Raw genomic sequence first — 22,623 nt, 5'->3', positions numbered from 1 at the left:
AAGGAGAAAATATGAATATAGGGAAGTTAGGATTTGGAGTGTATAAATTAACTGATGAAGAAAAAATGAGAGTGGCACTTCAAACTGCAGTAGAAGCAGGTTATAGGTTAATAGATACAGCGACTTTCTATAAAAATGAGAAATTTATTGGAGATTTCTTAAAGACTTGTAAATTAAAAGATGAATTAATAATTACAACTAAAGTTTGGCCAAGTGATATGAGTTATGATGATACATTAAGATCATTTGAAAAAAGTCATAAACTACTAGATGGAAAAGTAGATATACTATTAACACACTGGCCACATCCAGAAAAGTTTATCGAATCATACAAGGCTATGGAAAGATTAAAAAATGAAGGAGCAGTTAAGGAAATAGGAGTATGTAATTTTAAGATACATCATTTAGAAAAACTTAAAGCTAATTGTTCTATTAAACCTTTCTTTAATCAAGTTGAGCTACATCCTAAGTTTTCACAACCTGAATTAAGAGAATATTTAAAGAAAGAAGGTATACAAGTAGAAGCTTGGATGCCTATAGCTAAAGCTAAGTATTTAGATGATGAAGTATTAGTAGAAATTGCAAAAAAACATGATGTTACTAGTTCACAAGTAATATTAAATTGGCATATTCAAAGAGGAATTTATGCAATACCTAAATCTGAAACACCTTCAAGAATTATAGAAAATTTTAATTCTCAAAATTTCACTTTAGATGAAGAAGATTTGAGAAAAATTGATTTAATGGATGGTGGAGTTAGATTTAGCGCTGATCCAGACGAATTCCCTTATGATAGAAAAATAGATTAATTAAATTTTTATACTAAAAAACCTTTACTTTTTTTAATTTATATGTTAATATAAATTAGGGCTGGTTGTTGAGTTAAATGATTGACATAAATTAGGGTAATTGATATTATTTAGTTAAGAAAAGAATTAAAGTATGGTGTCCCACTACCTGAGAGCAAAGGTGGAACATTAATTCAGCAGACTGGAGGAATCCATTCTGCTTTTTTTTTTAGGGGAGGGAGGTTAAATGGAAGATATAATTGACGTTGCAAGATATATCTCTATTAAGTTTTTAAAGAAATATGGATTTAATATTGATGAAATAAGGCTACAAAAGCTTGTATATTTTTCTCAAAAAGAATCCATGCTTTATACTGGAAATATACTTTTTTATTCTAAGATGAAGGCTTGGAAATACGGGCCTGTATCTATAAAGGTAAGGATGGCATATAGGAATAGAAAGGTATTTAGAAAGAGGAAAAGGCTTAATGTTTTTAATAGATATATTATTAATAATGTAATAGAAAAATATTCATCATTTTCACCTAGTAAGTTAATAGAGTTAACCCATAAAGAAAAGGCATGGAGAAAAGCTAGAGAAGGGTTAGACAAAGATGATAGATGTACAAAAAATATATGTATTATGCTAATTTATGAAGAAAATGAAAGAGTTTATGATACTTACTGGGATATGTATTGTGATGAATTTGAAGATCATATTATAGATAAGAGGGACGATTATGGTGGGGAAAATGTATATAGCCTTATTTCCATATTTTGATATAGGAACTAAGCGGAAAGGGTTAAAAGAGAGACCAGTTTTAGTAATAGGAGAAACTAATGATAATGATTGTATAATTTTACCTGTTTCAACAATAACGAAGAAACAATATTACAATCCAAAATATGATGTAGAGATAGATCCGGAGAAATTTCCTAAACTAAATTTAGCAAGACTTTCATATATTAGGGTTCATAAGCAAGCTATAATATATAAAAGGGCACTACATAAAGAAATAGGAGATTTAAAATTAGACTATAATACTAAGTATTATGAAATAATCAAGAAATTAGAAGGTTTCAATAATACTATTTATGATAACTAAATATTTGTTTAAATAAAAAGTTCAGACTCATAGTGAGCCTGAACTTTTCATATTATTTAACTTCATCAATTTTTATTGATTTAACGTTTAATGTTCTTCCATCTTTAATTTTTTCAGCTAATTTTTCAAGTAATGGATTGTTGAAGTCATAGTTAATGATTTCCCAGTTTCCATCTAATTTAGGAGTAACTACTCCATTTTGTTTTTCAGTAACATATTTAATGATTAAATCTCTCATTGCTCCTGCAGTTTCTAAGCTTTAATCATAATATTTATCTGCTTCAGTTACTAAACCTAAAGTAGAAATAGTTCCAAATTTATAGTTATTTACTGCTAATTTGTATGTAGTCTTAGGATCTATAGGTTTACCATTAATAGTTGCATCAACTATTTTTTCTCCATCTGGTTTAGTTATGTCTACTTTGTAGTTTACTCCAGCGAACATATCATAGTTATATCCTCTTACATTTTCATTTTCTGCTCTTTGTTGTTTGACAAGTGTAGCAATTCTTGTTAATCCATTGTTTGATTTTTGTTCATCTATTGCATATTTATATGAAAATAGTCTTCCATGAATATCAGATGATTCTAATAATACGACTTTAACCTCTTTAGTAAAAGTAAAAAATACTAATACTAAAAGAAGTGAAAAGAAAAGTTTTTTCATGATAGTTCTCTTTTTTGTTTGGTATCTAACTTTATTATACATCAAATATTTTTTTTGAGTATAAAAGTTTTTCATTTATATGATAAGTATTTGAAAGTCCTTAGTCATGTTGAATTAAGATATTTGCTGTGATATAATTAGCTATATCTCAAAAAGGAATAATAAAAAGGAGAAAATAAATATGAAAAAAGTTATATTATTAACGTCAATGTTACCACTTGCAGCAATGGCTAGTGATAAGGTATTTGACTTTAACAATGCAAAACCATTTGGAGGAGAAGTAGAAACTAATTTAACTGTTTCAAATGAAATATCTGCAGGATATAAAACTGATATTAAAAACACAATGGTTAAGCATGATTTAGCAGTAAAAACTGATGTATATGAATTTGTTACATTAGGAGCTAAATTAGGTTATGGATATAAAGGAACAGCAAATGGAGTATATTTTGATGTAGAAAGTACAGAAATTAATGCGAAGGCAGACTTTAAAAAATATGGTAATGTAGGAGTAGCATATGAATTTGGTGGAAAATATGGACCAGCAGTTAGAGTAAAATATGCTAACGAAGGTAAAATTAATCCTGTGACTGTAGGAGGACATGTAGAATACAAACATGTATTTACACCAAAAGTTCAAATACGTGATATATTTACTGGAGATATGAATATAGTAGATGGAGAAGTTTATGTTTCTCACAATGTAAATAAAGATCTTAAATTAACTGGAAAAGCAGGAGTAAATGTAGAAGTTGGAAATGAGTACTTATTTGATAGTAAAAAACTTAAGAAAACTAGAGTTAATTCTGATATAAGATTAGGAGGAAAAGTAGACTATACTATTAACCCTAAAGTTAAATTAATTACAGATAATGAATTAGGAATTATGATTAATAAAATCATTGTAGTAAATTCATCTTATGATCCAAGTGCAGAATTAAGATTTAAATCAGATAATAAAGTAGAAGTTAAAGCAGCGAAAGATTTATTAGTAATACCAAGTTTTGTATTAGATAGTCAAAAAACTGAAACTAAATTAAATACTAGTGTAAGAGTAGATTACAAAATATTAAAAGGTTTAAATATAAATGGAACTGTGGGATTTGAAAATGAATTTAAAATTGAACCAGATACAAATAGCCAAAAATATAATTCAACAACACCATATTTACAAGTAGGATTAAGTTATACATGGTAATAAAAAATCCACCGAAAGGTGGATTTTTATATGTTCACATTATTTACAATTTCTTGATATCTTTCTAGTATTTCAGATACTAATCCGTCAGCTATAGCTCTACTTATAGTACCAACGCCAAATCTTTCACGTCTTATTATACTTGTAAGCATTGCTCTTAAACCTAGCATATTTGCAGTAGGTATAGCTTCTTTAAATGAATTAATTTTAAGTCTTTTAATAGTTTTTTGATAACCAAAATCTGCAAAGTTAGGAGTGTTCATTAATTTAATTAAATCATTAACTTCTTGTCCATAATCTGCAAAAAATTCTGGAGTTTTTCTATTGTTAGTAGGTAACCATCTAACTATTTCTCTTTTATCAAAAAATGGCTTATATTCCATTATTTTATTCATAGCTGCAATCTTTTCAGCTCTTAAACCTGATAGAGCTTCATAATAGTAAGTTAAGAAACCTACAGTATTTTCATCAAGATATTTGAAAGCCTCACTTGATAAACTTTCATCTATGCCATAATAAGCTTCAGCAATAGATCCTGCAATAGCTGCAAGAGTATCACTGTCTCCACCAAGAGAGATTGCAAGTCTTATTACTTCTTCAAAACTATTTCCTTCAAAAAATGCTGCAAAAGCTTCAGGTACTGTTTCTTGACAGCTTTCTACATGATGATAGTCTGGACGTATTTCATCACAAGGTTTAAATATATATTCATATGTGTCGATAATATAGTTTTTTATATATTCTTTAGTAGCCCCCATTCTAGCTAAGAATATAGCTGCCGCAGTAGCCTTAGCTCCTTTAATACCCTCAGGGTGGTTGTGGGTAATTCTTGCAGAGATTTCAGCATATTTTTCAACATCTCTAAGATTATTATATAACCAAGCACATGCAGAAACTCTCATAGCAGAACCATTTCCAAATGAATTATATGGAGTAGATTCATCGCTTAATACCCATTGAGAAAACCTTAAGCCATATCCTGCATTAGGATATTCTTTTGCCCATTTTTTCATGGCTTTAATTATTTCCTTTTCTGTTAATTCTTCATTTCCATATCCAGCAATTAAACCATCTGCAACTGCAATAGACATTACTGTATCATCAGTAAAGCAAGATTTTTCTGAAAATAAAGGGAAAATAGTAGTTTTAATATTATTTTGATCAAATTCATATGGTGAACCAATTATATCACCTATTATTGCTCCAAGCATTCTTATCTCCTTTTAAATTTTTTAATATCATATCCTAGTTCATTAAGCATTTTTTCATTTTTTCTCCATTTTTTACTTACTTTAACCCATAGTTTTAGGGTAATTTTTAAATCAGTTAATGCTTCTATTTCACGTCTAGATTCTATTCCTATTTCTTTTAGTAATCTACCACCATTTCCAATAATTATACCTTTTTGACTATCTCTTTCTACATAGATATTAATGTCATATCTTCTTTTATCTTCAGTAGACTCTATATTAATTATTTCAAGTGCTACTGAATGTGGTATTTCATCTTTAGTTTTTTGTAGGATTTTCTCTCTAATAGTTTCTATAACTATTTTATTTACTGATATGTCAGTATAATAATCTTCAGGGTAGAACCAAATATCATTAGAAAGATATTTTTCACAAACGTCAAATATTTTATGAACACCAATGCCATAACTTGCTGACATAGTTATGATTCCTTCAAAATCACCTAATTTTTCTTTGATTTCTTCCATCTTGTTATTTAAATCTTCATCACTCATTTGATCTATTTTGTTTACTATAACATAAGTAGGAGTTTTAGAGTTTTTAATATTTTCATTAACAAACATATCTCCTGTACTAATTTCTTTAGTTCCATCAAGTAAGAATAGTATTAAATCACATTCATTTAGAGTTTCTATGGCAAGATTAGTCATATATTCTCCAAGTAAATGTTTAGGTTTATGTATACCTGGTGTATCTATAAATATGAATTGATTTTCTCCCTTATTAACTATTCCTCTAATTTGATCACGAGTTGTTCCAGCTTTATCTGAAACTATGGCTACCTTTTCTTCTATTAATTTATTAATCAAAGTTGATTTTCCTACATTAGGTCTTCCAACTATTGATATAAATCCTGATTTCATTTTATCTCCTCGCTTCCTTTAGTGAAATTTGTTTATCATATTTTTCATGGCTAAAAAAAATGCACCCGAAGGTGCATTTATATTAATGAGAACAACAACATTTTTTTTCAGCGATTGCGTCTACTCCTGGTAAAACTTTACCTTCTAAGTATTCAAGAGAAGCTCCTCCACCAGTTGAAATGTGAGAGAATCTTTCAGCATATCCAAGTTGGATAGCAGCTGCAGCAGAATCTCCTCCACCTATTACTGTGATTGCATCAGCTAAGTTTGCTATAGCTTCACATACACCTATAGTTCCTTTAGCATAGTTAGGCATTTCGAATACTCCCATAGGTCCGTTCCATACTACAGTTTTAGCTCCTTCTAATTCTTTAGCGAATAATTCTATTGAAGCTGGCCCTATATCTAATCCCATTTCATCATCTTTAACTTCGTCAACAGATACTACGTGGTGTTCAACATCGTTGTTAAATTCTTTAGCAACTACTGTATCTATAGGTAAGATTAATTTGTTTCCAGCTTTTTCTATTAATTGTTTAGCAAGTTCAACTTTATCTTCTTCTAATAATGATTTACCTGTATTTTTTCCTAATGCTTTTAAGAATGTAAACATCATTCCTCCACCGATAATTACTTTATCAGCTTTGTCTAATAAGTTTTCAATTACACCAATTTTATCACTAACTTTAGCTCCTCCTAAGATAGCAACAAATGGTCTTTTTGGTTCATCAACTGCTCCACCGATGAATTCTATTTCTTTTTGCATTAAGAATCCAGCAGCTGAATCAGCTATGTTAGATGAAATTCCAACGTTTGAAGCATGTGCTCTATGAGCTGTTCCGAATGCGTCGTTTACGAATACATCTCCAAGTGAAGCCCAGTATTTACCAAGTTCAGCATTGTTTTTAGATTCTTTTTTAACAACTTCTCCGTTTTCAACATCTTCAAAACGAGTGTTTTCGAACATTAGGATTTCTCCTTCTTTAAGTTCAGCAACTGCTGCTTCAAGCTCAGCACCTCTTGTAGCAGGTACGAATTTAACTGGTTTACCTAATAATTCTTCTAATCTTTTAGCAACTGGTGCAAGAGATTTTGCAGCTTTATCTTCTTCAGCTTTAATTCTTCCTAAGTGAGAGAAAGCTATTACTTTTCCACCGTTTTCTAAAACGTAGTTTAAAGTAGGTAATGCAGCTTTAATTCTATTATCATCTTTGATAACTCCTTCTTTAATAGGTACGTTGAAATCAACACGTACTAATACTTTTTTTCCTTTTACTTCTAAATCTTTTAAAGTTTTCTTTGCCATGTTTTTCTCCTTAAAAAAATATGATTTTACAAGATAATTATAGCACTAAACCCCTTTTTTTTCAAGTCAATATATTTATATAAAAAAATGTGGAAAAATTCACATAAATGTAGTATAATAATTATATATATAAATTTTGAAAGGTGGATTTCACGTTATGAGAAAAATTTCTAAAAATGTTTATGCAGCTATGGAAAGACTTTCTAACAAAGAAGGAATCATAGGTGCTTTAGCAATAGACCAAAGAGGATCTATTAAAAAAATGATAGGGGCTTATTCAGATGCAACTACTGAAAAAATTGAAGATTTCAAATGTTTAGTTTCTTCAGAATTAACTAAATATGCATCTTCTATATTATTAGACCCAGAATTTGGTTTACCAGCATCTAAAGTAAGAGCTACTGATGCAGGATTATTATTAGCATACGAAAAAACAGGATATGATGCTACTAAAAAAGGAAGATTACCAGACATTTTAGAAGAATGGTCAGTAAAAAGATTAAAAGAACAAGGTGCAGATGCCATCAAATTCTTACTATACTATGATGTAGATGATGATAAAGCTATCAACGAATCTAAACACATCTTTGTTGAAAGATTAGGATCTGAATGTTTAGGTGAAGATATTCCTTTCTACTTAGAATTAGTTTCTTATGATGAAGAAGGAAGAACTGGAAAAGAATATGCAAAAGTTAGACCTCACAAAGTAATAGAAATGATGAAAGAATTTTCAAAAGAAAGATATAACGTAACAGTATTAAAAATGGAAATACCTGTAGATATGAACTATGTTGAAGGATATGGTGAAGAATGGGTATACACTAAAGAAGAAGCTAAAGCATTCTATAAAGAACAAGCTGAAGCTACTGAATTACCATTCATCTTCTTATCAGGTGGAGTAAGCATGGACTTATTCAAAAAATCATTAGAATTAGCTAAAGAAGCTGGTTCTACATTTAATGGTGTATTATGTGGAAGAGCTACTTGGGCAGATGCAATTAAACCATATAGCTTAGATGGAAGAGAAACAGGTCAAAAATGGTTACAAACTGAAGGTAAAGAAAAAATTACATCACTTGATGAAGTATTAAATAAAACAGCTACTGACTGGAGATTAAAATTAGGAAAATAATAGAAAAATATATAGGGAAGAACAAATGTTCTTCCTTTCTTTTTTTGCTAAAATGGAGTAAAATATATGTATAATAAAATTATAGAATGGAGTTTTATGAATAGAAAATTATTATTTATACTATTAATAACGAGTTTTTCTTCTTTTTCGGGAGCACTTAGATATGATATTACAGCTGAAGATTATGAATCATTTGCTATGAATAATGGAAAATTTAAACTTGGGAATACGAACGTAAATGTATATAAAAAAGATGGAAGTAAGAGTGGAACATTAGAAGTTGTTCCAAACTTTGATGGTGTTAATACAGAAGGAAGTTATTCTTTTTTAGATGATCCACAAATTTTATCTGGTGTTAAGCATATAGGTAATCTTAGATTTGGATACGAATTTCTAAGTAGGCATATTAGAAAAGATGTTAATTTATATAATGGAAATAAAAAGGTAGTTTCTAGATTTAGAGATAAAGATACTTTAAATTATGAAGAGTATAATTTAAAGATAAATGAATTGAAGAAATTTAGTGAAACTGCAATAGGAAATCAATATACTTCAATAGGAACAGATTGGGCTTTAGTTAGATTAGATAGAGTTTTACATGACGCTACAACTAATGAAGTTTTGTATGATTTATCAAGAGTTTCAGAAAATGATTTAGTCGCAAGAATGGGTAGAGGAGAAAGAACTGTAAGTTTTGAAGATGGAACAAGTTCAAAATTAAATAGAACATATAGTGGAGGATTAAATAGAATAACTAAATTTTATAATGGTCTAGATGAAAAAAGGGTAAATATAAGATTAGATAAAACACCTAAGACTGCTATGGATATTGGAACTAATAATGGTGATAGTGGTTCTCCTCTATTTTGGTGGGATAAAGAGAATAAAAAATGGTTATTTTTAGCTAATAATAGCGCAGGAAATGGAGCTTTAGAAAATAGAGGATGGGATGTAGTCTCTATTTTAAGAAGTGATATAGATAAATATAGAGATTTAAAATTAAAGACACAAAGTAACGAAATTGATGATGCGTATAGTGCAGAATTTAAATCTAATAAACTTTTAATAAATGGAAAAGAAGTTTTTAATGCTAATATAACAAAAAGAAATGAGGAATCGGATTTTTATAATTTAAAAAATCAAATATTTAATGTTCCAAATTTAGTTATACAAGTTTTGAGTAATACAAATATAAATGAAGCAAGACTTGAGTTTAAAGAAAATACAAGAATAGATGGAATTGCTGATTTAAAAACGGCAGGCTATGTAATTGATGAAGATAAAACTTTAACGTATAAACTTAAAATTAATAAAGGAAATATAGTTAGAAAAATAGGAAAAGGAACCCTGTATGTTAATTCATTAGGAAATAATGAAGGAGATATAAATATAGGAGAGGGAACTTTATTATTAAATAATACTGGAGGATATGCTGCAAAGAACATAAGAGTTGCAAAGGGAGCTATTGTAAAACTTATGTCTGAAAATCAACTTAATGCAAATAATATATATTTTGGATTAAGAGGAGGAAAATTAGATTTAAATGGAAATAGTTTAAAATTTGAAGATATTTATCATATTGATAGAGATGCTGAAATAAAAAATACTTCAGAAAAATTTTCTAATTTTGAATTAAATTTTAAAGGAGACGAAAATAGAACATATTTGGGTTCATTTATTGGCAATATAAATCTAAAATATAAACCATCAAATAATATTGCTTGGGAATTAAGAGGAAAAAGTGATATAAAAGGAAAATTTGATATTGAAGATGGGAAAGTAATCTTTACTGGAGACAATATTATTGTTGGAGCATATAATGATATTTTATTAAATGAATTTGAGAGAAGTTCTTTTAAATCCAAGGAAATAAATGTTAAAGGTGGAAGTATATTAGAATTTAAAAGAGCTATTGAGGTAGATTCTAATATAAATTTATCTCCTGATTCAAAAATTGAATTAATATTAGAAGGAGAAGTGAAAGATAAAGGAGAAAATTTAGATTTTGAAAATTCAAAAACTGAAGAAGAGATAAATAAAACTATATTAAAAGGAAATATAAATTTTTCAGAAACAAGTACTATTGAAAATTTTAAATTAAATATTGAAAATAATAATAAAGTAGTAATAAATTCTAAGATAGCAGGAAATGTTAAAGCGACTAAAACAGGTAAAGGTTTACTTGAAATAAGTAGTATAGATAATATTAATACTGGAACTTTTGTAATTAATGAAGGAAAAGTTAAGGTAGCAGAAAAAACTAGTTTAGGTAATACAATTACAAAAATTTCTGAAGATAGTATTTTAGAAGTAGATAAAAATATTGATTTTCCAAACCTATTAGATAGAATTGATAAAAGTTCTACGGGTATATTAAGTTTAGGGGAGAATGTAACTAATTTAGATGTTAAATATAAAAATTATCCTAATCTTTATCTTGGAAGTAGTAAAGAAATTACTATAGGAAATGAAAATATTAAAATACCTGAGGAAATAAATATAATTAACCTTGGAGGAGATGGTGGAATAATTAATTTAAAAGGTAAAGGACTTTTAAGAAAAGATAAAACCATTAATATATATAAGGGTAGTAAGGTAAATATAATTGAAGATAATAATCAAGAAATAGATGAACCTAAAGTAATTAATTTAAATTATGGTGCTTTTGGTGAATATAAAGATAAGAAATATATTAAAGAAGGTTCACTTGGAGTATTAGAATTAGAAAATGAAAAAAATATAGAAAACACGATGTATGTAGGTGCTAAAAAAAATACTAGTTTAAGTCTAGATAATATAGAAGTTAAAGATGAATATAAATTGTCTGGTAGAGGAACTTTAATTTTAAATAATAATTTAATATCTAAAAATATTATAGTAGATGCACAGTATAGCGACAGTGGAGTAATAGATATTAATTCTATTAATCCTACATATATTGGAAATATTACAATAATAGGAAATAGAGAAGATAAAAATCAAGGTAGTATTACATTAAAAATAGATAATAAAGAGGAATTAGGTAATAATAATAGCTTCTTAATTAAAGATGGTGGAATTTTAGATGTTAGTGCAACAGAATTAAATTTAAGATTACATAAAGATAATGAAGATAGTGGAAAAATAATTAATAGTGGAAATAATGAATCTAAATTAAATCTATTAGTAGAAGAGAATATTTTAGTAAATAACTTAATTACTGGGGATATTAAAGTAGTTAAAAGTGGGAATGGAGATATAGAATTTACTAATAGTGAAAATACAATTAAAGATTTAGAAATAAATAGTGGAAAATTAATAGTTAGAGAAGATGAATTAGAAAATACTAATATTATTTTAAAAGAAAATACTGAAGCAGAAATTTTAGCAGATGTAAGTTTAAAGAGTGTTAATAATAGTGGAATAATTAAATCTGAGGATAATATAATAAATATAGGAAATTATTTAGGTAGTTCAAGTTCATTAATAGATCTAGTATTAAATAATAAAGAAAATTTATTAAATATTGAAAATGTAGACGTTGTTAATGTTAAGGTTACTCTAGGAAATGATATAAATAAAGATAAAGATGTATTAATTGGAACTTTACCAGGAAAAATTAATTTAGTAAATGCTGATAATCTATCAAATCTTTTCAAATATAAAGTAACAAAAAAAGAGATGCAGGCTATACTAACTAAGATAATAAGTGAAAAAGCAGTTAGTAGACTATATTTCTTAAATGAATTAAATCTTTTAGCAACAAATAGTGATGTATCAATATTTAAAAATGGTGTTTATGCTTCATTTATAAATTATAATAAAAAAGATAATGAAGTAAATAGTCAAGAAAACAAAAAATATCAAAATAGTCTTTTAAGTAATGGAGTAAAATTAGATATTGAAGTAGTAAATAAAATCAAAGATTTAGAAATATTATCTGGAGTAGATTTTAAAACAATGTATTCAAATGTATCAACCAAGTTAGAGGAAAATGAAGTAAATTCTAATTTCTTAATTACAGAAATACTTCCTAAATTTGGGATTAAGTATGGAATGTTTAGTGGAGAAACTAAGATAGGATATATTAATGTTTTAGATACAACTGAAAAAGGCAATATACATATGATTAAACATAGTTTAGATGTATCGATAAGCCCAGTATTTAAATTAACTAAAGATATAGAGTTACAATATCTAAATAATTTAGGTTATGTAATTAATCCAATAATTAAAGATAATATGAAGGTAAAAGTAGAAAATAGTTCACCGTTTTATGCAAGATATAATACAGGAATTAAATTGAAACATAAATATGTAGATGCATATGTTGAAGCAGATTTAGGTGTAAATTTATCTAAGATCAACTTAAAAGAAAATGAAGTAAGTTTAGATAATACTTATACAGATGTATTAAGAACTAAATTTAAAATAGGTTTAGATGGTAAACCTACAAAGAACATATTAATATCGACTAACTTTGGATTAAATTTAAATAGGAAATCATATTCAGATTATTCATTTAAATTAGGTTTAGGATATAGTTGGTAATACTTTAAAAAATAAGGGTAGAAATACCCTTATTTTTTAATAAAATAATATTTGTTATTTTGAAATAAAGTTATTTCATGGTATAATATTAAAAAATAAGGGTAGATATACCCAAAATTTTAAATGGGGTGAAATTATGCATATAGAAAGAGACATATATTTAAATAGATTAATTAGGAAAATGGATAATGGGTTGATTAAAGTAATTACTGGAATTAGAAGAAGTGGTAAATCATATTTTCTATTTAAGATTTTTAAAAAATATTTAAAGAGCATAGGAGTGGAAGATAGTAATATTATATCAATTCAATTAGATCTTTTTGAAAATAAAGAATATAGAAAACCGGGAAAAATATTAGAATATATATATTCTAATATATCTAAAGATGGAAAGACATATATATTAATAGATGAAATACAAATGTTAGAGGATTTTGAAGATGTTTTAAATTCTTTATTACATAAAGATAATTTAGATATATATGTTACAGGAAGTAATTCTATGTTTCTTTCACATGATATATTAACTAAATTTAGAGGACGTGGAGATAGATTACATATATATCCATTAAGTTTTAAAGAATTTATGTCAGTATATCCTAAAGATATGTACCAAGGTTTTAGTGAATATTTAAATTATGGAGGACTTCCTTTAGTTCTTAGAATGGAAACTAAAGAAGAAAAAATGAATTACCTTATTTCCTTATTTCAAGAAACATATATTAAGGATATATATGAAAGACATAGAATAGAAAGAAAAGAAGAGTTAAATGATTTAATTAATATATTAGCTTCTAATATTGGAACACTTACAAATCCGAGTAAAATAGAAGCAACTTTTAGAAGTGTTATTAATTCTAAAATTTCAAATTTAACTATAGGAACGTATATCGAATATTTACAAAATGCATTTTTAATTACTGCAGTAAATAGATATGATGTTAAAGGAAGAAAATATATAGGAACCCCTTTAAAATACTATTTTGAAGATTTAGGATTAAGAAATGCAAGGCTAAATTTTAGACAATTTGAGCAAACACATTTGATGGAAAATGTAATATATAACGAACTAAGATTAAGAGGTTATTTAGTAGATGTTGGTGTTGTAGAAAAAAGATATTATGAAGGGGAAAAGTATAAGAAAAAATATTTAGAGGTTGATTTTATAGCAACATTAGGAGATAAGAAAATATATATTCAATCAGCATATTCTATGCCTAATTTAGAGAAAATAGAGCAAGAAAGTGCATCTCTAAAAAATATTAATGATTCATTCAAAAAGATTATCATAGTAAAAGATGTTGTGGAAACATATATAAATGATTATGGAATAATTACTATGAGTCTATTTGACTTTTTATTAAATGAAGATAGTTTAGATATATAAAAGAGAAAGCAGAGAATTATCTCTGCTTTTTATCTAGTGTTGTTTTTGCTTTTATTCCTTTAATCAACTTATTATCTTGTACATAACCTTCTTCCCTATCTTTTAGGGCCTGTATAAGATAATCTCTTAATTTATTAGCCACTTCTTTATTCTCATTAATTAGATCTTTTAATTCATTTTCATCATTTGATATATTAAATAATTGTTCTATACCACTTTTACTATACCATATATACTTCCAATCTTTAGTAATAATGAACTGACTAGAATAGTCATCTAATGCATGTTCACCATGTATGTATTCATGTATAGGCTCATCATTTTTAATAGTTTTAACTATAGATTTACCATCTATACCTTGAGTTTCATTTTCTGTAGCAAGTTCAATAAGAGTAGGGAAGATATCTCTAAGTTCAATTATGTCATCTATTTCTTTAGATTTATTAATATCTCTATCATATATAAATAGAGGAATATGAGTACTTCCTTGATATGGATAACCCTTTCTAAGTAGGTTATGATCTCCCATTTCATCGCCATGATCTGATACAAATGCAATGATAGTATCATCAAGTAAATTATGTTCTTCAAGTCCTATTAAAAATCTTCCTATTTGATGATCAATATGAGTTATTAATCCGTAATATGCAGCAGTTGCTCTTCTTAATTCTTCATCTTTTAATATACCTTTTTTAGCATAAATATTTTTAGTTGCTTCAGTTAATCCAAGCTTTTCTATCCAATCTCCTTTAGGAGGAGTAGGAATATCACTATTTGCATACATATCAAAGTAATATTTTGGTGGATCTAAAGGTGAATGAGGTCTAACGAAAGATAGTTTTAAGAAAAATGGCATAGTTGTATCTCTTTTTCTTAAGAAGTCTAGTCCTCTCGTAACTACCCAATTTGTTGGATGATATTTTTCTTCATATTGCCAAGGTCTTGCAACCCAAGAGTTACAATCAAGCCCAAGGTCTATTAAATCAACATCATTTCCTAGTTTTTCTTTGATCCAATCTAAATAATCATCAGTTTGAGTGTATTGAGAAATATATGATTTATCATATTTCCTATTTTCATGTAAATATCCATCATGTAATTCTATATGGTGGAAACCACAAGTTTTTCTTGCTGGATATACATGCATTTTTCCTATACATTTACAATAATATCCATGACTTGCAAATTCAGTTGCTATAGTCTTAGGATAATCAAATTCTATTCCATCTTCATAACCAACATGTCTATGGTTTTCAGGTTTTAATCCTGTAAGTAATGAAGCTCTTGCAGGTACACAAGACGGAGTAGCAGTATATGCGTTAGTAAAGTTATACCCCTCATTAGCTAGAAAATCTAGATGAGGGGTAGAAACTATATTATTTCCGTTTATTCCTAAACTATCGTATCTTAATTGATCAACTACAATTAAAACTACATTTTTCTTTTTCATTGTTGACCTCTATTATATGCCCATAAAAGACCAATTAATCCAAATAATCCAACAAGCATTTTACCTAAATCTTGAAGGGTAACATTTTTTTGCCCGTTAACTATTAGTTTTAAAAAAAAGATGAATAGTATTAAATAAAGTAGTGGTTTTAAATATTTATTCATAAAATCTCCTATTCTTTACTTCCTCCGGCAGTCATACCTTCTGTAAGTTTTTGTTGAACTATAATATATAGTATTAATGTAGGTAACATTACTATAACCATACCTGCATATAGTCTACCATAGTTTGCAGCTCCTCTACTTGCTGCCATTAATGTCATAAGACCTACGGGTAATGTTTTTTGAGGACCAGGTAATAAAGTTAAAGCTATAATATATTCATTCCAGAATGCTAAGAAGTTGAATAATATTACTGTAATTATACTTGGTCTTGCCATAGGTGCCATAACCTTAACCATAGTAGTGAAATGTCCTGCACCATCTATATATGCAGCTTCTTCATAAGTCTTAGATATAGACTGGAAGAAGTTAGATAATAGATATATAGTAAATGGAAGTGCAGTAGACATATATATTATTGCAAGTACTGTCATGTTGTCTAAGAAAAAGGCTTTTTTGATGATAGCGTTTCTTCTTAAGAATTTATCTCCATCAAGTAACATTAAAAATATAGGTATAACTATATAGTTAACGTTGATGAATAATCCAGCTTTCATGAAAGTATTCCAGAATGCTCTACCTTTGAAATCAAATCTAGCTAGAACATATGAAGCTGGTAGTGCAACTACTATTAATAGTATTAATGCTAATGCTGTAACATAAATAGAGTTTAATAGGTAATCACCCATTTTTGCATTTACAAAGGCATCAATAAAGTTTTGATAATAGAAACCTTTAGGCATAGTCCAAGGTGATCCTACAAATTCTGAATTTTGTTTTAAAGAGGCTATAAATACCCATGATACTGGAACAATTATTGATATAGCAAAAGTAACTAATGCTACATAAATGAATAGCTTATATAGTGCTTCAGCACTCATACCTTTTTTCTTTTTCACGTGATGCCTCCTTAATATTGTAATATTTCTCTATTAGTTACTACGTTAATAATTCCTGATAGTGCAAATGAGAATAAGAATACTACAACCCCTATAGCCATACCATATCCATAACTTTGGTTAGTATATGCTTGAGAGTACATGTAGCTTAAGAATACTTCTGTTGCTCCATCTGGCCCTCCACCTGTTAGAGGTACTACTAATAGGAAACTTAAGTTTATTGTACTGATTATAAAAAATGCTAAAGTAGCTCTAATATTTAGCCAAACTAGTGGTAAAGTAATACTAAAGAATTTAGTGATTTTACCTGCACCATCTATATCGGCTGCCTCATAAAGGCTTTCAGGTATTGCTGACATTGCTGCCATGTACATAACCATGTAGTAACCAATCGCTTGCCAAATTAATGCAAAAGCTATAGAGTAAATTACTATACTTTGGTCACCAAGCCATCCAAACTGAGGAGGCTTAATCCTGAACATTATTAATATACTATCTATTAAACCACGTCCTGGATCATATATAGCTGCAAATATTCCTGATACTACTACTATAGATAATATATTAGGAATGTAGAAAATTATCCTAAATAGATTTGCGCCTTTAATTTTCTCTGTTGCAAGTATAGCAGCGAAAATAACTGCAACTGCAAGTGTAACTATTGTAACAACAACTATTAATAAAATAGTATTTTGGAATGTTTTAATGAACTTAGGATCATTAAATAAAATAGAGAAATTCTTTAATCCAACAAATTGTGGATTTCTAGATAATGCACTAGTTCTAAATAAAGACATTCTAAATACTTGTAATGTAGGAATAATTCTAAACATAATATATAAGATCATAGCAGGAGCTAATGAAAAGAATATAAATAAGTTTCTTGAATAATTTTTACCTTTTTTCATTTGCTTCTCCTTTATAAAATATTACAGAGAGCATAAGCCCTCTGTAATATAAGATTTATTGTTTAATTATTTAATTACATTAGGTCTTAAAGTGTCAGCCATTTTAACTACATCTGCTTGCCACTCTTCAACAGTCTTAGTTCCATTTACTACAGAGTTAATTGTATCGTAAACAGTTCCTTTAACATCTACACCTTCAACTGGAGTAGTTGCAGCAAATCCACCTGCTAGAGGGTTAGCTCCATTTTTGAATGCTTCGTAGAATACTTGGTTTTCAGCACTTAGCATATCGAATGGGAAGTTAGTAATTGGTTGTACTGCACCTTTTTCAGCAAAGATTTTAGCTGCTATATCTGAATATAAGAATGCGATAAATTCTTTAGCTGCGTCAACGTTTTTAGCTGCTGCAGGAACCCAAATGTGTTCAAAGAAGTTTAATGCATATTGTTTTCCATCTTTTTCGAATGCTGGATAAGCTGTCATTCCCCATTTGAATCCTTCAGGAGTTGTTGCAGCCATTTCTCCAACTATCCATGTACCATTAGGCATGAATAAAGCTTGGTTATCAATAACTAATTGTTGGTTTTTAGTAAATCCTTCACCGTTAGCATTTGCAACTGTAGTTGGGTGAACATATTGAGCAACTTGCCCTAATAATTTGAATACATCTGTCATTTCAGCAGAGTTCCATACACCTTCTTCAAAGCTCATTGCTTTGTTTAAGAATTCAGTTCCACCTTTAGCTGCTAAGATTGGTGGTAAGAATGAATCTAAGTATCCTGTAGTTGGGTAAGTTAATAATGAAATTCCTTCAGCTTTAGCTGTTTCAGCAAGAGCTAACATTTCATCCCAAGTTGTAGGCACTGCCCATCCTTTTTCTTCGAATAATCCTTTGTTGAAGAATAATCCAGTTGGAGAGTTAAACATAGGCATTAAATAAGTTTTTCCATCTAAGTAAGGGTCAGTTTGGTTGTTTCCTACTGCACCATCTGTTAATTTAGATCTAACAGTTCCAGTTTCACCAGGTACTGTCATATCAAGAACTGATGTTAAATCAGCTAATGCTTTTTCTTTAACGAAGTTTTCAGGTATTCCTGCTTTTCTACTTAAAGCTAACATAACTACATCTGGATAGTCTTCAGCTTGGAATAATCCAGGTAATGTTGATTCGATGTCTTTAGATTGAGTTAATTCGATTTCAACATTTGGGTTAACTTGTTTGTATGCTTCGATTATTGCTGGCCACATTTGATCACCATAAGCACTTTCGATTGCAGCGAATTTTAAAGTAACTTTTTCTCCTTCCGCAGGTTTTTCTTCAGCTTTAGCTCCACAAGAAGCTACTGTAAAAATTGTTAAAAAAGCAGCAAGTGCTAATTTAAAGAATTTTTTCATGATTGTTCCTCCTAAATATTTTTGTTTATTTCATTATCCATTTTAGTTCATATTTTTCTAATTCAACATTGCCTAACCCTGTTATATTAGTTTGAACTTTTTCTGCGCTATTGTTAACAACAGCTATGTAATTCATAAATTCATATGCTTCAACGTAAATGTTGTCACTTACATATTTCTTATCAAGGTCATTAGTTACATATCTTAAGATATTGTATAAGAAACGAGTATTTTCTATGCTGTAAGGTAAACCTTGTAAGTAAACTCCTTTACCTTTACCATAAGAATTGATACTAGCTTCAACACCAAATTCTTTGTTAAGTTGTAATATTTCTAAGTTCTCATTAGTTGAGTATATATATTTATGTCTATTACCTACATTAATTGTACCTTGAATTTCATTAAAAGCAAGATGTTTTTTATCAATTTCTTTCATATATCTTGAAAATTGTAATGTGTTTCCAACTTCTTTGTCAACTCCAAGTACGTCTTGTAATTGGAAATATGTACCATTTCCGCATGTTGCAGATGGATCTCCAACTCCAATAAAACTATTTCCTTTTGCAACAAATTCTCTTATTGCACTAAGAACTTCTTGATCTTTCCATTTGTCTCCACCAGAGAAAGAAGTATTAGCTTCTCCAACGTTGATGATTACTTTGAATTCATTTAATTTTTCAGGGTTTTTAATATCTTCAAAATTAATAAATTCTAAGTTGTATGGTAATCCAGATAATGCTTCAAGTACACCTATGTAAGAAACATTTTCTTTAACTCCTGAAGCATGTCCAGTTCTGTTAGCTTGCCATGATTTGATTTTACCCCAAGAATTTAATATACCAACTTTGTAGTTAGGTTTAATACATTCTTCATTAGGTGTTTTATCATGTATTTCTCTAAATTCATTAGTTGATCTTGTTACACCATCAACAAATTCAGGGAATTTAGCTGCAAGAGATAAATAACCTCCGAATCCCATTCTATCAACTTTTTTAGTTAAAATAGCTCTTCTTGATCTCATCCAATTGTATTCCCATTCTAAGTGAGGAGTATTTCCTTCATAGAAAGTATCTGGGAATAAGTATGGAAGGAATCTAATTTCTTTTATTCTGATATTTTCCATATCAGCTACCATACGTATATCTACACCACATTCAGCTGATCCTGCAACACCGTCAAGTCCCATATCTTTAAAGTATGGACCAAATGGCTCAGTTCCAACCCAGTTATCTCCAACAAACATTATTGCCTCTTTACCATATTCATGAACTATATCTACACATACTTTAGCTATAGTAGAAACAAATCTTTGCATGAAGTCTATATAATCTAGGAATACTTTGCTTGGATTTCTAAATTGGTTATTGTAATATCCTTTATCTATGATATCTTCAAGTGTAATTTCATAACCTTTTTCTTCTTTAAATTTTTCAAACATTTTTGGTGAAACTGATGCAGAATACCCGAACCAATCTCCAAATTTTTGCATAGCATGTTGGTTATACATAATAGTAAAGTGATAGAAGAAAGTTGTAAATCTAACAACATTAATATTAGTATTTCTTTCACACCATTCTCTTAAATGTTTGTACATATGTTCTCTAGTTTTTTCAAAAACTACATCATATGGAATAGACTTATCTGTAGTCCAGTTATTAGTCATATGATTGTACATATGTGTTGTATCCCAAACTTGTTTTGAGAAAAAGTTTACTGTATATTCATGGAATTTTGTAACTTTATTAATTTTTACTACATTACCATCAAAAGTCCAGTTTTCTTTAGCAACAAGTTCACCTGTTGTTCTATCAAAAACTTGCCAATAATCAACTGTTTCTGGATCAAGTTCTAATTGTTCTTTATAATATCCTGCCATAGGATCTATCTCTAATGTTTCTTCAAAAGCAGTATATCTTTCAGAGATTAATGCTTGATGTTGTATTTCATCAGGATTATTTCTTGGCCACTCTTGATCTTCTCTAGCAGGGAAGTATGTAGAATATACTTTTGCGTCAAGATTTTCAAAGAATTCATTTAATTTTGTACCGTCACTATTTCTAATAGCATCAGCACCCCAAAGTTTGATTAGTTCTAAAACTAATTCTTCACACCCTTTTTCAATAGGTAATGTAACTCTGCTCATTTATCCTCCTAGAATTCATATATTTGGAATTTTTTAACTACTCTGTTAACTTCTCCACTTGGGAAAGGATTATCTGTAGTTAAGTTAAAGTGTTGTGATTTAAAGAATGCGTACATTTGTCCGTAAATTAAGTAAGTGAATATTGCTTTTTCTAAGTTGATTTCAACTGCAGGACTTACTACAACTTTACTTGCTTCTTTAACACAGTCACAGTCTTTTAATGAATATGTAACAATGTTGTTAGCTACATCTTCAGATTTCATTTCAGTTAAAATATCTAATGCATATTTTCTTGAATGAGCTTCACTAGATAGTAATAAGAATACTATAGTATTTTTGTTTATTATTGATTTAGGACCATGTCTAAATCCTAAAGTAGTGTCACTTTTAGCAACAACTTTACCAGCTGTAAGTTCCATTACTTTTAATGTTAATTCTTCAGCTAATCCTTTGAAAGGACCATCTCCAAGAACTATAATTCTATCTTGATCTTCATTTGCAATTGCTTTGATAGTTTCAAGTTTAGCATCTCTTTCTTTTTCAACAAGAGCTATAACTTCCCTCATGTTAGCAGCACTTGTTTTGTTGTAGAATACAAGCATAGCTGTCATTAACATACTTGAGAAACTTGAAGTCATTGCAAATCCTTTATCATTACTTCCTTCAGGCATCATTAATACTAATGTATTATTTACATATTCTGGAGTAGTAGCCATTTGAGCTAATTCTCCTTCAGGGTTACATGTAATGAATAAGTGATATACTTCTTTAACTAATTGGTTTGCAAGGTTAATTGTTGCAACTGATTCTGGTGAATTTCCAGATCTAGCGAAAGATACTAGTAAAACTTTTTTATCTTTCTTTAAATAGTGAAGAGGATTATTAACTATATCTGTAGTAGCTATAGATCTAAAATCTCCTTCTTGCATAGAATTTAACATAGGAGCTAAAATGTTTCCTACATATTCTGAAGTTCCAGCACCTGTAAATATTACTTGTGCATCTTTACCTACTTTTTCTAAAAATGCTTCAATTTTTTCTTTGTTTGCTTCATAATAATCAACTGCTTTAGTCCATATTTCTGTTTGAGTATGGATTTCTTTTGCAGTATTAAATGAATTTGTTTCTGCTAATACGTTTTCACAGATTCCTAAATAATACATATTTTCACCTCTTTTTTTATTCACTGGTACTAACCAATATTATCTAATAATATTATACTTTAAAATATCAAAAAGTCAAGATTTAATGTGCAAAAAAGAACTACTTATTTAACCAGTTTTTTAATGATTTTTATATATAAATTTACAAAAAAGGGGCTGTTGAAAAGTCCTAATTAATGAAAAGAGATAAAAAACATATGAAAATTCATATAAATTTTATCTCTTTTTTTTACAAAAAAAGTATATTAAATCACTTAAAAACTAGATAAAATCAAGG

Annotated in this window: 19 protein-coding genes; 7 read left to right on the top strand and 12 right to left on the bottom strand. The window is 28.4% G+C overall.

Annotation, left to right across the window (positions count from 1 at the left end; translation table 11 throughout):
- The first annotated feature begins 11 nt into the window (after nucleotides 1–11).
- From GM111_RS04060 to GM111_RS04050, 3 genes are all read left to right on the top strand, one after another.
- Nucleotides 12–809: an aldo/keto reductase gene (locus GM111_RS04060; protein ID WP_156299591.1), complete on the top strand. Its 798-nt coding sequence runs from the start codon at nucleotides 12–14 to the stop codon at nucleotides 807–809.
- A 226-nt stretch (nucleotides 810–1,035) separates the two neighbouring features.
- Nucleotides 1,036–1,569, top strand: a complete 534-nt coding sequence (locus tag GM111_RS04055) for a Panacea domain-containing protein (protein ID WP_156299590.1) — start codon at nucleotides 1,036–1,038, stop codon at nucleotides 1,567–1,569.
- Nucleotides 1,541–1,894 (top strand): type II toxin-antitoxin system PemK/MazF family toxin, encoded by a 354-nt coding sequence (locus tag GM111_RS04050; RefSeq protein ID WP_197034478.1) that lies wholly within the window; start codon nucleotides 1,541–1,543, stop codon nucleotides 1,892–1,894. Before GM111_RS04055 ends, GM111_RS04050 begins: the two co-directional genes overlap by 29 nt.
- 52 nt (nucleotides 1,895–1,946) lie before the next feature.
- Here GM111_RS04050 and GM111_RS08215 read toward each other — a convergent pair whose 3' ends face one another.
- The gene (locus GM111_RS08215; RefSeq protein WP_197034477.1) at nucleotides 1,947–2,132 is read right to left on the bottom strand and encodes a hypothetical protein; all 186 of its coding nucleotides are present in this window, start codon (nucleotides 2,130–2,132) and stop codon (nucleotides 1,947–1,949) included.
- Nucleotides 2,133–2,153: 21 nt separating this feature from the next.
- Complete coding sequence (locus GM111_RS08210) at nucleotides 2,154–2,561, bottom strand: 5'-nucleotidase C-terminal domain-containing protein (protein ID WP_197034476.1); 408 nt, start codon at nucleotides 2,559–2,561, stop codon at nucleotides 2,154–2,156.
- Nucleotides 2,562–2,742: 181 nt separating this feature from the next.
- On the opposite strand from GM111_RS08210, the gene GM111_RS04040 reads away from it, so the two are divergent.
- Nucleotides 2,743–3,759 carry a hypothetical protein gene (locus GM111_RS04040; protein ID WP_156299588.1) on the top strand — a complete coding sequence of 339 codons (1,017 nt, stop codon included), beginning with the start codon at nucleotides 2,743–2,745 and terminating at the stop codon, nucleotides 3,757–3,759.
- 26 nt (nucleotides 3,760–3,785) lie between these two features.
- Here the strand turns inward: GM111_RS04040 and GM111_RS04035 are convergent, their stop codons facing one another.
- From GM111_RS04035 to GM111_RS04025, 3 genes are all read right to left on the bottom strand, one after another.
- Nucleotides 3,786–4,970, bottom strand: a complete 1,185-nt coding sequence (locus tag GM111_RS04035; protein ID WP_156299587.1) for an ADP-ribosylglycohydrolase family protein — start codon at nucleotides 4,968–4,970, stop codon at nucleotides 3,786–3,788.
- Nucleotides 4,971–4,972: 2 nt separating this feature from the next.
- The gene (era, locus tag GM111_RS04030; RefSeq protein WP_156299586.1) at nucleotides 4,973–5,872 is read right to left on the bottom strand and encodes a GTPase Era; all 900 of its coding nucleotides are present in this window, start codon (nucleotides 5,870–5,872) and stop codon (nucleotides 4,973–4,975) included.
- An 82-nt stretch (nucleotides 5,873–5,954) separates the two neighbouring features.
- Complete coding sequence (locus GM111_RS04025; RefSeq protein WP_156299585.1) at nucleotides 5,955–7,178, bottom strand: phosphoglycerate kinase; 1,224 nt, start codon at nucleotides 7,176–7,178, stop codon at nucleotides 5,955–5,957.
- Between the two features lie 157 nt (nucleotides 7,179–7,335).
- Here GM111_RS04025 and lacD point away from each other — a divergent pair, with 157 nt between their 5' ends.
- The 3 genes from lacD (at nucleotide 7,336) to GM111_RS04010 (ending at nucleotide 14,227) form a co-directional block, all read left to right on the top strand.
- Nucleotides 7,336–8,310 carry a tagatose-bisphosphate aldolase gene (gene lacD, locus GM111_RS04020; RefSeq protein WP_156299584.1) on the top strand — a complete coding sequence of 325 codons (975 nt, stop codon included), beginning with the start codon at nucleotides 7,336–7,338 and terminating at the stop codon, nucleotides 8,308–8,310.
- Nucleotides 8,311–8,406: 96 nt separating this feature from the next.
- The gene (locus GM111_RS04015; RefSeq protein WP_197034475.1) at nucleotides 8,407–12,840 is read left to right on the top strand and encodes a S6 family peptidase; all 4,434 of its coding nucleotides are present in this window, start codon (nucleotides 8,407–8,409) and stop codon (nucleotides 12,838–12,840) included.
- Nucleotides 12,841–12,976: 136 nt separating this feature from the next.
- Entirely contained in the window at nucleotides 12,977–14,227 is a 1,251-nt protein-coding gene (locus tag GM111_RS04010; RefSeq protein WP_156299582.1) for an ATP-binding protein, read from the top strand.
- Nucleotides 14,228–14,243: 16 nt separating this feature from the next.
- Here the strand turns inward: GM111_RS04010 and GM111_RS04005 are convergent, their stop codons facing one another.
- The 7 genes from GM111_RS04005 to GM111_RS03980 form a co-directional block, all read right to left on the bottom strand.
- Nucleotides 14,244–15,677 (bottom strand): arylsulfatase, encoded by a 1,434-nt coding sequence (locus GM111_RS04005; RefSeq protein ID WP_156299581.1) that lies wholly within the window; start codon nucleotides 15,675–15,677, stop codon nucleotides 14,244–14,246.
- The gene (locus GM111_RS08205; RefSeq protein WP_197034474.1) at nucleotides 15,674–15,841 is read right to left on the bottom strand and encodes a DUF6903 family protein; all 168 of its coding nucleotides are present in this window, start codon (nucleotides 15,839–15,841) and stop codon (nucleotides 15,674–15,676) included. The genes GM111_RS04005 and GM111_RS08205 overlap by 4 nt, the downstream gene beginning before the upstream one ends.
- An 8-nt stretch (nucleotides 15,842–15,849) precedes the next feature.
- Nucleotides 15,850–16,737 carry a carbohydrate ABC transporter permease gene (locus GM111_RS04000; RefSeq protein WP_231479766.1) on the bottom strand — a complete coding sequence of 296 codons (888 nt, stop codon included), beginning with the start codon at nucleotides 16,735–16,737 and terminating at the stop codon, nucleotides 15,850–15,852.
- An 11-nt stretch (nucleotides 16,738–16,748) separates the two neighbouring features.
- Entirely contained in the window at nucleotides 16,749–17,645 is an 897-nt protein-coding gene (locus GM111_RS03995) for a carbohydrate ABC transporter permease (protein ID WP_156299580.1), read from the bottom strand.
- 66 nt (nucleotides 17,646–17,711) lie between these two features.
- Nucleotides 17,712–19,040 carry a carbohydrate ABC transporter substrate-binding protein gene (locus tag GM111_RS03990; RefSeq protein WP_156299579.1) on the bottom strand — a complete coding sequence of 443 codons (1,329 nt, stop codon included), beginning with the start codon at nucleotides 19,038–19,040 and terminating at the stop codon, nucleotides 17,712–17,714.
- Between the two features lie 25 nt (nucleotides 19,041–19,065).
- Nucleotides 19,066–21,183: a 1,3-beta-galactosyl-N-acetylhexosamine phosphorylase gene (gene gnpA / locus GM111_RS03985; RefSeq protein ID WP_156299578.1), complete on the bottom strand. Its 2,118-nt coding sequence runs from the start codon at nucleotides 21,181–21,183 to the stop codon at nucleotides 19,066–19,068.
- A gap of 8 nt (nucleotides 21,184–21,191) precedes the next feature.
- Complete coding sequence (locus GM111_RS03980; protein ID WP_231479765.1) at nucleotides 21,192–22,370, bottom strand: SIS domain-containing protein; 1,179 nt, start codon at nucleotides 22,368–22,370, stop codon at nucleotides 21,192–21,194.
- Between the last annotated feature and the right edge of the window lie 253 nt (nucleotides 22,371–22,623).

Origin of the sequence: Streptobacillus canis, from assembly GCF_009733925.1 — a bacterium.
GTDB classification, from domain to species: Bacteria; Fusobacteriota; Fusobacteriia; order Fusobacteriales; family Leptotrichiaceae; genus Streptobacillus; species Streptobacillus canis.
The sequence above is the reverse complement of the archived record's forward strand: the minus strand, read 5'-3'. Positions and strand labels throughout refer to the sequence as shown.